Source organism: Sphingomonas pokkalii, assembly GCF_003096275.1.
Taxonomy (GTDB): Bacteria; Pseudomonadota; Alphaproteobacteria; order Sphingomonadales; family Sphingomonadaceae; genus Sphingomonas; species Sphingomonas pokkalii.
In genome coordinates, this window is sequence record NZ_QENQ01000001.1 from 4,135,297 (window position 1) to 4,149,780 (window position 14,484).

Annotated in this window: 15 protein-coding genes and 1 tRNA gene; 10 read left to right on the top strand and 6 right to left on the bottom strand. The window is 64.1% G+C overall.

Annotated features, from left to right (window positions below; all coding sequences use genetic code 11):
* Positions 1–50: 50 nt before the first annotated feature.
* The 3 genes from DD559_RS19115 to DD559_RS19125 all read right to left on the bottom strand — a co-directional run bounded on the left by DD559_RS19115 (position 51) and on the right by DD559_RS19125 (position 1,989).
* Positions 51–509: a Fur family transcriptional regulator gene (locus DD559_RS19115; protein WP_116470578.1), complete on the bottom strand. Its 459-nt coding sequence runs from the start codon at positions 507–509 to the stop codon at positions 51–53.
* Positions 510–573: 64 nt separating this feature from the next.
* The gene (locus DD559_RS19120) at positions 574–921 is read right to left on the bottom strand and encodes a MerC domain-containing protein (protein WP_116470579.1); all 348 of its coding nucleotides are present in this window, start codon (positions 919–921) and stop codon (positions 574–576) included.
* Between the two features lie 345 nt (positions 922–1,266).
* Positions 1,267–1,989, bottom strand: coding sequence for an RBBP9/YdeN family alpha/beta hydrolase (locus DD559_RS19125; RefSeq protein WP_116470580.1), 723 nt, complete (start codon positions 1,987–1,989; stop codon positions 1,267–1,269).
* A gap of 126 nt (positions 1,990–2,115) precedes the next feature.
* On the opposite strand from DD559_RS19125, the gene DD559_RS19130 reads away from it, so the two are divergent.
* Entirely contained in the window at positions 2,116–2,865 is a 750-nt protein-coding gene (locus DD559_RS19130) for a TlyA family RNA methyltransferase (RefSeq protein ID WP_116470581.1), read from the top strand.
* A gap of 159 nt (positions 2,866–3,024) precedes the next feature.
* Here DD559_RS19130 and DD559_RS19695 read toward each other — a convergent pair whose 3' ends face one another.
* Positions 3,025–3,411: a hypothetical protein gene (locus DD559_RS19695; RefSeq protein WP_133243865.1), complete on the bottom strand. Its 387-nt coding sequence runs from the start codon at positions 3,409–3,411 to the stop codon at positions 3,025–3,027.
* An 81-nt stretch (positions 3,412–3,492) separates the two neighbouring features.
* On the opposite strand from DD559_RS19695, the gene DD559_RS19135 reads away from it, so the two are divergent.
* From DD559_RS19135 to DD559_RS19155, 5 genes are all read left to right on the top strand, one after another.
* Positions 3,493–4,056 carry a TspO/MBR family protein gene (locus DD559_RS19135; protein ID WP_116470582.1) on the top strand — a complete coding sequence of 188 codons (564 nt, stop codon included), beginning with the start codon at positions 3,493–3,495 and terminating at the stop codon, positions 4,054–4,056.
* Between the two features lie 16 nt (positions 4,057–4,072).
* On the top strand, positions 4,073–4,333 hold the full coding sequence (locus DD559_RS19140) for an accessory factor UbiK family protein (RefSeq protein WP_116470583.1): 261 nt from the start codon (positions 4,073–4,075) through the stop codon (positions 4,331–4,333).
* 112 nt (positions 4,334–4,445) lie between these two features.
* Positions 4,446–4,955: a type III secretion system chaperone family protein gene (locus tag DD559_RS19145; protein ID WP_010544228.1), complete on the top strand. Its 510-nt coding sequence runs from the start codon at positions 4,446–4,448 to the stop codon at positions 4,953–4,955.
* Between the two features lies 1 nt (position 4,956).
* Entirely contained in the window at positions 4,957–5,760 is an 804-nt protein-coding gene (gene proC / locus DD559_RS19150; protein WP_116470584.1) for a pyrroline-5-carboxylate reductase, read from the top strand.
* A gap of 72 nt (positions 5,761–5,832) precedes the next feature.
* Complete coding sequence (locus DD559_RS19155; protein ID WP_116470585.1) at positions 5,833–6,444, top strand: hemerythrin domain-containing protein; 612 nt, start codon at positions 5,833–5,835, stop codon at positions 6,442–6,444.
* 60 nt (positions 6,445–6,504) lie between these two features.
* Here DD559_RS19155 and DD559_RS19160 read toward each other — a convergent pair whose 3' ends face one another.
* On the bottom strand, positions 6,505–6,990 hold the full coding sequence (locus DD559_RS19160) for a MarR family transcriptional regulator (RefSeq protein ID WP_093293810.1): 486 nt from the start codon (positions 6,988–6,990) through the stop codon (positions 6,505–6,507).
* Between the two features lie 69 nt (positions 6,991–7,059).
* Here DD559_RS19160 and DD559_RS19165 point away from each other — a divergent pair, with 69 nt between their 5' ends.
* From DD559_RS19165 to DD559_RS19180, 3 genes are all read left to right on the top strand, one after another.
* Positions 7,060–8,157, top strand: coding sequence for a branched-chain amino acid aminotransferase (locus DD559_RS19165; RefSeq protein ID WP_116470586.1), 1,098 nt, complete (start codon positions 7,060–7,062; stop codon positions 8,155–8,157).
* A 23-nt stretch (positions 8,158–8,180) separates the two neighbouring features.
* A tRNA-Gln gene (locus DD559_RS19170) sits at positions 8,181–8,255 on the top strand.
* Positions 8,256–8,881: 626 nt separating this feature from the next.
* Positions 8,882–10,669, top strand: a complete 1,788-nt coding sequence (locus DD559_RS19180) for a di-heme-cytochrome C peroxidase (protein WP_116470588.1) — start codon at positions 8,882–8,884, stop codon at positions 10,667–10,669.
* Positions 10,670–10,971: 302 nt separating this feature from the next.
* On the opposite strand, the gene DD559_RS19185 is transcribed toward DD559_RS19180, so the two are convergent.
* Positions 10,972–11,442, bottom strand: a complete 471-nt coding sequence (locus DD559_RS19185) for an Hsp20 family protein (RefSeq protein WP_116470589.1) — start codon at positions 11,440–11,442, stop codon at positions 10,972–10,974.
* Between the two features lie 248 nt (positions 11,443–11,690).
* Here DD559_RS19185 and DD559_RS19190 point away from each other — a divergent pair, with 248 nt between their 5' ends.
* Positions 11,691–14,072, top strand: a complete 2,382-nt coding sequence (locus DD559_RS19190) for a TonB-dependent receptor (protein WP_116470590.1) — start codon at positions 11,691–11,693, stop codon at positions 14,070–14,072.
* Positions 14,073–14,484: the final 412 nt, after the last annotated feature.

The window sequence follows — 14,484 nt, forward strand, 5'->3', positions numbered from 1 at the left end:
GCGTTTGTTAGCCTAGTGCCGGCCCCAAGTCGAACGGTCAAATGGTCAGGTCAATCGCACTTGCTGCACTTGCCGCGCACCTCGATTACCGGGCGTACCGGCGAAAAACCCGCATGTTCCGCTGCGGAGCGGACGTTGCGCGTGATCGTATCGTCATCGATATGCGTGGTTTGGCCGCAATTGTCGCAGACCAGGAAGATGCAGTCGTGCAGGCATTCCGGATGGGCATTGGCGACATAGGCATTGGCGCTCTCCACCCGTCGCGCCAGGTTGGCCCCGACGAAGAGATCGAGGATTCGGTACACGCTGTTGGCGGCAACGCGCCGCCCTTCCAGCTTCGAAACGGCATCGGCAATGTCATAGGCCGAGGCCGGCTTCTCGAAGCTGGCCAGTGCCTCGAACACGCGTTCGCGCATCGCCGTCCATTGTTCACCCGACTGTTCCAGGCGGGTCTGGGCGGCCTTGGTCAGGTCGGTACCCTGATGCTCGTGATGTTGATGCGCGGACATGGGTGGGATTTAAGGGCTGGACCGAAGGACGGCAAGCACCGACCGGGAATTGGCAGGCCAGCCGTCAGCAGCCGGCACGACGATTCAACTCGTGGCCGAGTGCGACCAACGATACCCCGACCAGCGTCCAGAACGTCTCGAATCCGCCATGGGGAAGCGACAGCGCGCCACCCATGATGCCCAGGCCGAATGCGCCCACCACCGCCGGCACCATCATGCCATGGTGCAGAATGCCCCGGCCGAGCGCGAACACGCCGACACCGATCGCCAGGGCGAGCCCGATCTCATGGATGTGCGGATCGACGAGCGCGCCTGCCGAGGACAGCACGGTGAGCAACACCGTGGTGGCGACGCAGTGGATCAGGCAAAGGCCGCTGATCCCGATCGCGATGCGATCCAGGGTTCCATCCATGCCGGCCCGGTGGGCAACAGGGGAGCTCAGCGTCATGGCCGGCATATAGAGGGGCTTTGCTGTCGGTACAATATAACATGGCAGAAAAGTATCGGGGCCCGGCAAAGGGGCTCGGCGCCGCTCGCTGCAACGCCATCGATCCGCCCTGCGCGCCGAAAATCGGCAACGGCTTTCGGTCGGGTAGAAAGATCAATTGTCACGTTGCAAAATATGCAACTCTGCACCCGCAAGGCGCGCTTCGATTTCGCAGCATTTCCGTGCCTGGTCAGGGTAGGCCGGATGACGCTCTAGGGTACGTCACCCGGCCATGCCCATGGCGATTACTATATATTGTCCTCCTCAGTCTTACCAGCCGCCTTCGAATGATTTCGTCCCATATTGCCCACTCTTTCGCGGGCCGCTGCCGAGATAATGCGCCTGTGCGGCCTCGGTAGCGTGCACCGCCAGCAGCGAACGTGCTTCGACGGTGGTGCGCACTGTCCCATTCCGCTCCGATGCCGTATCGAGAACGCGATCGAGCAGCGCCTGCCCATCTTCCCACCAGCCGATGCCACTGGCGGCGTTCAAATGGCCCTGCGGCCCGGCATCGACGAACAGGCTGCCCCATCCGCGCGCCAGTTCCTCCGCCCGCTCCACGCCGATCCAGGGATCGTCGCTGCTGGCGACGACGATCGAGGGGAAGGGCAGGCTGTGTATCGGCGTCGGGCGGAACGCGTGGAGTTCCGGCGGCGCGTCGTCGCGGTCGACATCGGCAGGCGCCACCAGCAGCGCGCCGGCGACCGGCGTGCCGAAGGTCTGTCCCGCCAGCATCGCCCACCAGGCGACCGCCAGGCACCCCAGGCTATGCGCGGCGAGCACCACCGGTGCCTGCGCCTGGCGGATCGCCTGATCGAGCTTGGTCACCCAGGCGTTGCGATGCGGCGTATCCCACATGCCGAGTTCGACTCGGTGGGTGTCGGGGCGGGATTGTTCCCACAAGGTCTGCCAGTGCGACGGCCCTGAGCCGCCGAGGCCGGGAACGGTAAGGATGATCGGCGAGCGATCATCGATCGGCGAAAAGATCGTCATAAAATCCTCTCCTTGGGAGGGACTGGCCGGACCTTCGATATAATTCATACTGAAATAGTGGACAATAAGTCTGCGGCAAGTCGAGGAGCGGTTGCGCCGAGGCGTGCGCCGCGCCTAAAGGGCGGCATGGCAAAGCTTCGCGCCGATCAACTGCTCGTCGACCGCGGGCTCGCCGAGAGCCGTACGCGGGCGCAGGCGCTCATCATGGCCGGGCTCGCCTTCACCGGGGAGCGCAAGATCGACAAGGCGGGCCAGATGCTCGCCGCGGACGCGGCGCTGGAGGTGCGCGGCCGCGACCATCCCTGGGTATCGCGCGGCGGCATCAAGCTTGCCCATGCGCTCGACCATTTCGGCTGGGACGTCACCGGCGCGGTGGCGATCGACGTCGGCTCTTCGACCGGCGGCTTCACCGACGTGCTGCTGACCAATGGCGCCGCGCGCGTCTATGCGGTGGACAGCGGCACCAACCAGCTCGCCTGGAAGCTGCGGCAGGACGAACGGGTGGTGGTCCACGAACAGACCAGCGCGCGCATCCTCACGCCGTCGCACATCCCCGAGCCGATCGACCTGGTGGTGTGCGACGCGAGCTTCATCGGGTTGGCCAAGGTGCTGGATGTGCCGCTGGGCTTCACCCGGCCCGGCGCGCGGCTGGCCGCGCTGATCAAGCCGCAGTTCGAGGCGGGGCGCGAGGAGGTCGGCAAGGGCGGGGTGGTGCGCGATCCTGCGGTGCACGAGCGGGTCTGCGCCGAGGTGGCGGCATGGCTGGAAGACAAGGGCTGGCAGGTCCTGGGCGTGACGCGCAGCCCGATCACCGGGCCGGAGGGCAATGTGGAGTTCCTGATCGGCGCTATCCGCGGGGACCGCCCGGAAGACTGAATCGATCCGCCTGTAGCTGGAGGCTGCCGGAGCGGCCGTTTTTGGGTGGGAAGCGGACATAGGGCTGGCGCTCACGATGCGCGGCAAGCGGACCGCACAGGGTGAAGGATTGCCGCGCCATCCTGCATCGCTCGCAGGGGATTGCCTTTGATTTCAACGTCAGGCGTCGGTGCATAGGCGATAAGTTCGCCAGATGAAGCTGCTCTCAATTTGACCGACCGCCCAATCAAATACTTTCCAGGGCGACTGATCAAGATTGGGTGTCACGTAATCCCGTGAACATTTTGCCGTGCGAATTGTGATGGTTGATCCGCTAGCGGGATATTGACCCGAATAGCTGAGGCCAGGCTCCACCCGCGCGTCACGGCCCTCAACAACGACGTTCATGTTTTCGTCGGTAGCGTTGAGGATCTCTAGGCGCAAATAGGCATCACACCCAGCAGTCGATGCACAGAGGCAAAGCCCAAGCAGCGTCCAATTTGCAACCCTCATGCCGCTCTTGTGGCGGCCAATGCGAATGACCGCAACTTGGGCGGGAGCTGCCATTGGATAGACGAGCCCTTTGCACGCCTTGCGCGATGGCTTAGGCGTGCAGCAAGGCCAGGTTGAAGATAGGGGAAACGGCACGTGAACGCACTGGCATCGAAGGCGCAACTGCGGCGCGGCTTCTGGCGGCGGGCGCTGGTGACGGTGCCGCTTGTCGTGCTGCTCGGCTTCGGATCGGCGATGATCGCGCCCGCCGGGGACCAGAACCCCTGGTTCATCGCGCTCGCCAAGCCTGCGATCCAGCCGCCCAACATCGCGTTTCCGGTCGTCTGGACGATCCTCTACGTGCTGATGGGCCTGGCCTTCGCGCTGGTGCTGAGCGCGCGCGGGGCGCGGGGGCGCTCGGCGGCGCTCCTGCTGTTCGTCGTGCAACTGGCGGTGAACCTCGCCTGGTCGCCGATCTTCTTCCGCTTCCACATGCTCGATCTTGCGCTGATCGTGATCGTGGCACTTGCGGTGCTGGTCGCGGTGACGATGATCGCCTTCTGGCGGGTGCGTGCCCTCGCCGGGCTGCTGCTGCTGCCCTATCTCGCCTGGGTCTGCTTCGCCAGCGTGCTGTTTTCGCAGGTCCGCGACCTCAATCCTGATGCAGAAAAGATTGCGTCGGCGACGATGAACGCCCACATCGGCCTAGACACGCTTTGAGTGGGAATCTTTAGACATGCAGACCGACAACCGCCTGTTCGACGATCTGGTGAAGCTGGTGAACGGCGCCGCGGGCACCTTTGCCGGCGTAGCGCGCGAGGCCGAATCCGGCGCGCGCGAACGCGTCCGCGAATGGATCGGCGGGCTCGATTTCGTTAGCCGGGACGAGTTCGAAGCGGTGAAGGCAATGGCCGCCGCCGCGCGCGACGAAGCCGATGCGCTGAAAGCGCGCCTGGATGCGCTCGAGGCAAAGCTGAACCCGCAAGGGAACGCGTGACGCTGGCGGCTCTTTCCTTGTCCACAGCTTTTGGTGGCGGGGCGCAGGCGCAAGCTTGTGCCCCGTTCGCGTGCTTGGCAGGAGCAGGCATGATTACACGATCGAGGGCGGAATGGGGATGCTAGACGAAGCGGAATTCGACCGCGACGCAGCGGCTCCCATCGATATGCTCGAAACCTATTTCGCCGCGCATGGCTGGACGCATGAGCGCGAGGACGACGAGATCGTCGCCAAGGTGAAGGGCAGCTGGACCCAATATGAGCTCCGCGCGATCTGGCGCGAAGACGATGGCGTGCTGCAGTTCATGGGCTTTCCCGATGTGCGCGTCCCCGAGGAGCGGCGCGGGCTGGTCTATGAGACGATCGGGCTGGTCAACGAGCAGCTCTGGATCGGCCATTTCGAACTCTGGTCCTCCACCGGCATCCTTCTGTTCCGCCATGCCGCGCTGATCGACGGCGACGAGGGCGCGTCGTTGACGCTGGCCCAGGCGGAGCTGCTGGTGGAAAGCGCGATCGACGAGTGCGAGCGCTTCTATCCCGTCTTCCAGTTCGTCCTCTGGGGCGGCAAGACGCCGAGCGAGGCGATCGCTGCCGCGCTGATCGAAACCCAGGGTGAGGCCTGAGATGCACCTGCTCGAACGGATCTGGCTGGTCGGTGCCGGCAATATGGGCGGGGCGATGCTCCGCCGCTGGGTGGGGGCGGGGATCGATCCCGCCGCAATCACCGTCATCGATCCGGGCAGCCCGGCGATCCCCGAGGGCGTACGGCACTGCGCAACGCCGCCTGCGGGCGAGCGGCCGACGGTGCTGGTGCTGGCGGTGAAGCCGCAGCAGCTCCACGCCGTGGCGCCGGTACTGGCGCCGCTGGTGGCGGGCCTTCCGCTGCTGGTGTCGATCCTCGCTGGCGTGGAGGTCGCGACCCTTGCCGCGGCGCTGGGCGCGGAGACGGTCGTGCGTGCGATGCCGAACCTGCCGGTGGCGATCGGCAAAGGCGTTGTCGGCCTCACCACGCCCAGCGACGATGCCGCCGCGCGCGACGCCGCCGAAGCGTTGATGCGCCCGCTCGGCCTTGTCGAATGGGTGCCGAGCGAGCCGCTGCTCGACGCGCTCACCGCGCTGGCGGGGTGTGGACCGGGTTTCGTGTTCCGCTTCGTCGATGCGCTGGCGGAGGCCGGTGCGGCGCTCGGCCTGCCCGCCGATCAGGCGCAGCGGCTGGCGTTGGCGACGGTGGAAGGCTCCGGCCTGATGGCGGCGGCTGCGAGCGAAAGCCCGGCGGTGCTCGCCGATCGCGTCGCGAGCCCTGGCGGCTCGACCCGCGAAGGGCTCAACGTGCTCGACCGTGGCGAGGCGCTGAAGAGATTGCTGCGCGAAACGCTGGCCGCATCGGCACGGCGCAACGCGGAAATGGCCGCCGAAGCGCGCAAATAGCGCGGCGACCAACGGAACGCGCGCTATTCCCATCGGTTAAGCCTCCGATCCCAAGTTTCGACGGAGGCTGACATGGCGACGACGACCGAACCCAAGCGCACGACGAAGACGACGGCCAGGGACGCGGCGAAGGCGAGCAATGGCACCAGCATGGGCGTGATCGCCGGCGCGGTGGCCGGCGGCGCGGCGCTCGGCCTGCTGGCGATGCTCGGCCGCAAGGCGGCGGTGCAGGCGCCGAGTGCGCTCGCCGGCAATTGGGACGATGCGCTCAAGGCCGAGCACAAGGCGGTGCTGAAGGTATTCGACACGCTGGAAGCGACCGACGACAAGGCGACGATCCGCCGCAACATGCTGCTTGCGCACATCAAGCACGCGCTGGTGAAGCACGCGATCGAGGAAGAGAATGTCATCTACCCGGCGCTCCGCGAAGCGGGGAAGACCGAGGAGGCCGATAATCTCAACGCCGAGCACGGCTATGTGAAGCAGTTCCTCTACGACCTGGAGAACATGCCGAGCACCTCGCCCAAGTGGCTGGAGAAGGTGAAGGAATTCCGCGCCGCGCTAGAAAAGCACATACGCGAGGAAGAGGACACGCTGTTCCCCGAACTCCGTGCCCAGCTGAGCGAGGAAAGGAACAAGGCGCTCACGCTCGCGATGAACAAGGAAGGCTTCAAGGTCGCCTGAACGACCGTCCCGTCATTCCGGCGAAAGCCGGGATGACGGCTTTCGGGAAGGACGGGGCGCTCAGCGCCCCAGCGTAGCCACCCGGCCGCGCTCGTCCTCGGGCATCAGCCCTTCGAGCACGGCCCAGAATCCCCCGACGGCTCCCTGGCCGGCGCTTGAATAGGCGCCGGCCATTTTTTCGCGCAGCGCCTCGAACAGCTCGGATTCGAGCTTGGCGCCCGCCTCGGTGAGCCGCAGCAGCCGCTGCCGCCGGTCGCGCGTGCCCGCCCGCGTTTCCACCAGACCGCGCTCGGCCAATTCCCCCAGCACCCGGCCCAGCGACTGCTTGGTGATCGCCAGCAGCGAGAGCAGCTCGCTCACCGTCAGGTCGGGCTTGCGGGCGATGAAATAGAGCGCGCGGTGGTGCGCGCGGCCCAGTCCCTGGCGCGCCAGCCCGTCGTCGATCGAGCGGGTGAGGTGCGAATAGCCGAAATAGAGCAGCTCGATGCCGCGCCGGATTTCGGGCTCGCGCAGAAAGAGGGGGGAGGCAGGAATTGGGGCAGCCATGTTGACCGTTTCTGCCACCGCGCCTAGTCCTGCGCAACCCGAGGCTCTGGGGACGAGAAAGACCGAGTGATGGAAGACGCGACGATCCTGGATTTCGAATTCGAAGCCCACACCAACCCGCGGACCGGCGATGACCGCGCGGCGATCCTCGCGAACCCCGGCTTCGGCAAGGTATTTACCGATCACATGGCGGTGATCCGCTATTCGGCCGACAAGGGCTGGCACGATGCACGCATCCAGCCCTATGCGCCGCTGCAGATCGATCCCGCCTGTGCCGTGCTCCATTATGCACAGGAGATTTTCGAGGGCCTCAAGGCCTATCGCCTGCCCGATGGCGGTGCCGCGCTGTTCCGCCCGGAGGAAAATGCCCGCCGCTTCCGCGAATCGGCCGAGCGCATGGCGATGGCGCCGCTGCCGGAGGAATTGTTCCTCGCCTCGATCCGCGAACTGGTGAAGGCCGATCGCGACTGGATCCCGGAAGGCGAGGGCGCCTCGCTGTATCTTCGCCCCTTCATGTTCGCGAGCGAGACCTTCCTGGGCGTGAAGCCGGCGAGCGAATATCTCTACCTCGTCATCGCGTCGCCGGCGGGTGCCTATTTCAAGGGCGGCGCCCCCTCGGTGACTTTGTGGGTCTCCGATCACTATACCCGCGCGGCGCCGGGCGGCACGGGGGCTGCCAAGTGCGGCGGCAACTATGCCGCCAGCCTGGTCGCCCAGGCTGAGGCGATCCGCCAGGGCTGCGACCAGGTGGTGTTCCTCGACGCGGTCGAGAACCGCTATGTCGAGGAACTGGGCGGCATGAACGTGTTCTTCGTGTTCGACGACGGCTCGATCTCCACCCCGCCGCTGTCCGGCACGATCCTGCCGGGGATCACCCGCGAATCGCTGATCACCCTGGCGCGCGGCGCGGGTGTCGAGGTGCGCGAGGAACGCTATTCGATCGACCAGTGGCGCGACGATGCGAAGAGCGGCCGCCTGCGCGAAGCCTTTGCCTGCGGTACGGCAGCGGTGGTCACGCCGATCGGCGCGGTGCGCGGCAACGGCTTCGAGTTCCAGATCGGCAATGGCGGTCCCGGCATGCTGACCGAGCGTCTGCGCGAGCAGCTGGTGGGAATTCAGCGCGGCGTTGCCCCGGATCCGCACGGATGGCTTGAACGTCTGTTCTGAGGCTCTATAAGCCCGCTTCCCGTTGGGGCGTCGCCAAGTGGTAAGGCAACGGTTTTTGGTACCGTCATTCGGAGGTTCGAATCCTCCCGCCCCAGCCAGCTTTTTCACAGATACCTGATATATATCGGTTTTCTGGTCGGCGCCGGAACCGTGGCCGGGCTTTGCTGCAATGGCCTGCTACAGAACAGGGGTTCTGGAAGCATGGCTGCCATTCCGAACAGGGGCCGGATCACTTCCTGCGCGCAGTACCGCCGGATCCGCGGGCCCGGCCTGTCCGAGTCGCATTGACCTGCGGCCTTCGCGCGCGGGAAGCAGCGCGCGCGTTCGCGCTGGCGCTATCTGCCGCCAGAGCATCCTTTTGCATCTATCGAAAGCGCATCGATGCCGGGGATGGCGATATCGCCGTACGCGGGCAGGATTTCTTCCCGATGGCGGGCTTGCCGATGCCGCCGATTATACATTTCTACGGCCGACCTTAATATCATCTTAAGCATAACGTGCTGAAAGACCTAGTTCTTATCCATGCAATTTGCATGTTTGTGTATTCATATCGTCATATATTAGTATTGCGTCCTGCTTGTTCCGTGCGAGCGATTGACGAAGGTATAATTGAACAATAAAGTTCGGAACTGTGTTCTTATCGAATCTATGCTTGGGCGTGTATCTGGGCTGTCGGATATGGTTCTGGATGTATTCCTGAGCGATAACCCGGGGGTGGGGGAATATGAATACGAAGACGGCGGATAGCGCACGCTGGATCAAACGCTGGTCAATTATCGCCCTGGCGGTATTGGGCATCGCGCTGATCGCGGCCATCGTCCTGCTGCGGACGCCGGACAAGAAACCCGGCAGCATCACCTATGTCGATCAGGGGGCTTCCTGGAGGCAGGTCGATCGCGAGGCATTTTACACGCAGGACCAAGGCTCGCGGGTCATCCCGCTGGCTTGGATCCGTGCGCTCGATGGTCCGAATGGGCAGCCTTTCCTTGCGGATGGCCTTACCCGCTACGGCTATCTCGCCAATCCTGCGACCGACACCGGCTTGCCGATCGGCTTCACCAGCTCGGGTCCGCTGGGCAGCGAAATGATGGGGATGACCTGCGCGGCCTGCCACACGCGCGACATCGAGGTCGAAGGGCAGACGTACAGGATCGACGGCGGCCCTGCGATCTCCGATTTTCAGGCGTTCCTGAGTGACCTTGATGCCGCGGTTGCCAAGGCGCTCGCGACACCGTCTGCGTTCGACGCGTTCGCGACCAAAATACTCGGCGCCGGCGCCACGGAGGCTCAGAAACGCGCCCTTCGAGGTGCCGTGGATATTTGGTATGATCGCCAGCACACGCTCTTCACCCGCTCCTTTCCGAAAGAGGGCTGGGGCCTTGGGCGGCTCGATGCCGTTTCGATGATCTTCAACCGCCTGACCGGCCTGGACATCGGTACCGGACCGAACGGGATCATCGCCGACAATATCCAGACAGCCGATGCGCCGGTGCGCTATCCGTTCCTGTGGAATGCGGCACGGCAGGATTTCACGCAGTGGCCGGGCTTCGCGGAAAACGGTAACGACCTGCTCGGCCTCGTGCGCAATCTCGGCGAAGTCTATGGCGTGTTCGCGGCATTTTCCCCGCAGCCCGATCCGCACAGCATATTCAAGGCGAACTTTCTCGTCGGCAATTCGGCGAATTTCGACGGGCTTGGTCTTGCCGAGGGGCTGATCAAGAAGATAGGCGCGCCGCGCTGGCCCTGGTCCCATGACAGGCAGAGCGCCGAGCGCGGCAAGCGCATCTTCGATTTGAAGACGGCGGCGGGCGGCTGCGTCGAGTGTCATGGCATTGCCAAGGGCGCGATGCGCTTCTCGCTGACTCCCACCTGGAGGACGCCGCTTCTGGATGTCGGCACCGATACGCGCGAATATGCCGTGCTCGCCCGCACGGCGTCGACCGGCGTGTTGTCGGGCACCGGCATACCGTTGAAGCGGCTTGGGCCGAAGGCCAGGCAGTTCGATATTCTTGCAACGTCGGTGGTCGGCAGCATTGCGCAGAATTATTGGCCCTTCCACGGGAAGCTCACCGCAGCGGAAGCGATGAGCGAGGCCGCCGCCGATACGTTCTTGAAGACGTCTTTGTCGCCGATACAGGCCTCGCTTCTGAACGCCTATCATTTGGATGCCGAAGTGCCGGCGCAGGGTGATACATCCGGCAAGTTCCGTTATGAAGCGCGCGTCCTGGAAGGGATTTGGGCGGCAGCGCCCTATCTCCACAACGGAAGCGTCCCGACGCTCGCTGACCTGTTGAAACCCGCATCGCAGCGGCCCGTGCGGTTCGAGGTCGGGCGTCGCTACGACAAGACCGCGGTCGGTCTCGCGGCGACACAAACCGGTCTTCATGCGACGCGGCAGACGACCGGCTGTGATCGGGTGGATTCGGGCAACAGCCGATGTGGTCACGAGTATGGCACGAACCTCACGCCGCAGCAAAAGCTCGACCTGATCGAGTATCTCAAGACCCTCTAACCTGGCTCGGCTGCGTCACGGCAGGCATCGAGATCGGATGGGTTCCGCTGTGCTTCCTCGCCCAGGGCGGTGTGGCGGCAACCCGTGTTCGCGCCATGTCGCTCGGCATCGCGGCGGTTCCTCGCCCACAGGAAAAGGCGCCCGGGCCGAAGCCCGAGCGCCCCGCCACGGCGCCTAAGGGAGGGGGAGCGCCGCGAACGCGCTGGAGCGGTTTCACGTGCAGCGAATACGCTCCAGTTTTTCGATCCTGCATTTTTCAAGTCGTCGACTGGAAACGGCCAACTTGAACATGCGCTGGGGCGTTACGCCGCGTTGGCCGCGTGATGGTCGATCGCGGTCGGCTCGCTGCCGGTACCCACCTGGATCTTCTTGGGCTTCATCGCCTCGGGCACTTCGCGCAGCAACTCGATCGTCAGCAGGCCGTCGGCCAGGTTCGCATTCTCGACCCGCACGAAATCGGCGAGTTCGAAGCGGCGCTCGAAGCTGCGGTTGGCGATGCCCAGATGCAGATAATTGCCCTGGTTGTTCTCATTCTCACCGGCTTTGCGACCGGCGACGAGCAGCAGGTTCTGCTGCGCGGTGATGTCGATCTCATCCGGCTTGAATCCTGCCACCGCGATGGTGATGCGGTAACGATCTTCGGCAAGTCGCTCGAGGTTGAACGGCGGGTAATTTTCCGAACTCGTCTGGCGTGCGCTGGCTTCGAGCAAGTCGAACAGCCGGTCGAAGCCGATTGCGGAACGACGGAACGGCGTGAAATCGAACTGACGCATCTTTCTATCCTCCAATGAGCAATTTGAACGTCGTGACATTCGGTGCCCGAACACTCGCGGCACCGGGACAGGACCCTTGTGGCATCCTGTCGAACCATATTTGGTTTGCCGATTTCCGGTTTCAAGGCCCTGTCGCTGCGCTTGCTCCATGGGCGCGCAACTAGCGCTAGCGGGCGCTAAACATCTCCTTGCTCGCTAAAGCCCATCAATATGGTGGAGATTGCTATAAGGTAATCAAGGGGACGATGATGAGTTTGGCGCTGATTCCGCTGCTGCTGCTTGCCGGGGGCGCGCAAGGCGGCCCGCATACCGGAACCGATCCGGAGGCGGCGCCTGCCGAAGCGCAGCAGGATGCGGCGCCGTCCGGCGAAATCCTCGTCACCGCGCGCCGACGCGAGGAGCGCGTGCAGGAAGTTCCGCTCGCGATTTCGGTCCTGACCGGCGAATCGCTGGCAGAAAGCGGCGCCTTCAACGTCAGCCGCATCCAGCAATCGCAGCCGGCGCTGCAATTCTATTCGAGCAATCCGCGCAACACCGCGATCAACATCCGCGGGCTCGGCGCGCCGTTCGGGCTCACCAATGACGGCATCGAACAGGGCGTCGGCTTCTATGTCGACGGCGTCTATATCGGCCGGGTCGGTGCTTCGACGTTCGATTTCGTCGATGTCCAGCGCGTGGAGGTACTGCGCGGGCCGCAGGGCACGCTCTATGGCAAGAACACCACGGCGGGCGCGATCAATATCACCACGCGCGCGCCGAGCTTCACGCCGGAGGTCCGCTATGAAGCGAGCGTCGGCAATTATAACTTCCTTCAGCTGAAGGGGTCGGCCTCTGCGCCGATTGCCGACGATACGCTCGCCGTACGGATTTCCACCTCGATTTCGAACCGCCGCGGCACGATCTACAACACCCGCACCGACAGCTATCTGCACCGGCTGGACAATTACGAGGTGCGCGGCCAGCTGCTCTGGCGTGCGGCGCCCAATCTGGATCTCACCCTTTCGGGCGACTTCAATCTGCAGAACCCATTGTGTTGTGTGCAATATTATGCGCGGGTCGGCGCAACGCAGCGCCCGTTGAACCGCCAATATGCGGCGCTGGCGGCCGCATTCGGCTATGCGCCGCCCAGCACCGATCCGTTCGATCGCAAGACCGATCTCGATGCCTCGATCAATTCGCGCCAGGAAATCGGTGGTGCCTCGCTGGTCGCGAACTGGGATCTTGGCGGTGCGACCCTGACCTCCGTCAGCGCCTGGCGCTATTGGGATTGGAAGCCGGCGAACGACCGCGATTTCGTCGGCTTGCCGATCACCACCGTGTCGCAGAACCCGTCGCAGCAGAAGCAGGTGACGCAGGAATTGCGGATCGCGTCCAATGGCAAGAACCGGCTCGATTACACCGCCGGCATCTTCCTGTTTCATCAGACGATCGATACCCAGGGATCGCAGGTCCAGGGGCCGGCGGCGAGCCGCTGGTTGCTCAATCCGGGCAATGTCGCGCCCGGGGCCGTTGGATGCGCCACGCCCACGGCCAATGCCTGCAATCCGGCGGTGCTGAACGGCCTGACGTCGCGCAACGCGATCAGTTTCGATAATTCGAGCTTCGCTGTCTTCGGCAAGCTCAACTGGGAAGCATTGCCGAAGCTGCGGGTCCAGCCCGGCCTGCGGCTCAACTATGACAAGAAGAGCGGCTCGTATGTCGCGACGGTCACGACCGGTACCGGCAGCACCACGCTGAATTCGGATCAGCGCGGCGTGCTGGCGCCGCAAAGCTATTCCCCGCGGTTCAGCGACTGGAATGTCTCCGGCGACGTGACGCTGTCCTATGATTTCGATCGCGACGTGCACGGCTATGCGACCTATGCCCGCAGTTTCAAATCGGGCGGGATCAACCTGTCCGGTCTGCCGCTGGACGCGAACAACAGCCCGATCTTGGCGGCCGTGACGGTGAAGCCGGAAAAGGTGAACCACTATGAAGTCGGCCTGAAGACGCAATTCTTCGATCGCCGGGCGACCTTCAACCTTGCCGGCTTCTGGACGGAGGTGAAGGACTATCAGGCGACCGTCACCAATGGTCAGCTGGGCGTGATTCGCGGCTATCTCGCCAATGCAGACAAGGTGCGGGTGCGCGGTTTCGAATTCGATTCGAACATCCAGCCCAGCGATCGCTTCAAGCTCTACGCCAATGGCGCCTTCACCGACGCCAAATATGCCCGGTTCCGCGACGCGCCATGCCCGCCCGAACTGTCCGGCGGCGCGAGCAGCCCGGCCAATTGCGACATTTCGGGCCAGGTGCTGCCGGGTATTTCGAAATGGGCGTTCGGCTTTGGCGGTGAAGCGAATGCGCCGGTTGCGGAAGGCGAGGTATATCTCGGCTATGACGGCAGCTGGCGGTCGCGTTTCTCGTCCAATCCCTCGCCCTCGGCCTATACGTGGATCGACGCCTATTCGCTGTCCAACTTCCGCCTGGGCTATCGCAAGGGCAAGGTGAATGCCTTTGCCTGGGTGCGGAACGCCTTCGACAAGCGCTATTTCGAACTGCTTTCGGTGCAGTCGGGGAACACCGGCCTGATTGTCGGCCAGCCTGGAGACCCGCGTACCTGGGGTTTCACGATCAGCGGTTCTTTCTGATCGGGTGACCGACTGGCCTCCCGCCATGGCCGGGGGAGGTTGGCGGGCGGAGCGGGGTCACCTGCTCCGCCCGATAGGCCGGGGAAGCGGGCGGATACCGGGAAAAGGGTGCTGGGAAAGCGGTGTGTCGCGCACAGGATCGGTGGGAAAAGACAAACGCCCGGACCGTTTCCGATCCGGGCGCCTGCGTGACGAATGCTCGTCAGCCCCCTTAATAGGATCCCGCTTCTAAACACCTGCATTTGCTTGCACGTGGAGCTGGGAACCTCCCCGAACCGTGGCCTTTTGGTGCCTGCGCTTCGACGTTGTTCTGGTACGATCCCAGCATTGCTTTGTCACCCGCCGACAGCTTGCCGTAAGCAGTTTGCGCACGCCCTGTGTCGAAAAGGCAACAGAGCGCTTCCCCTCCGCG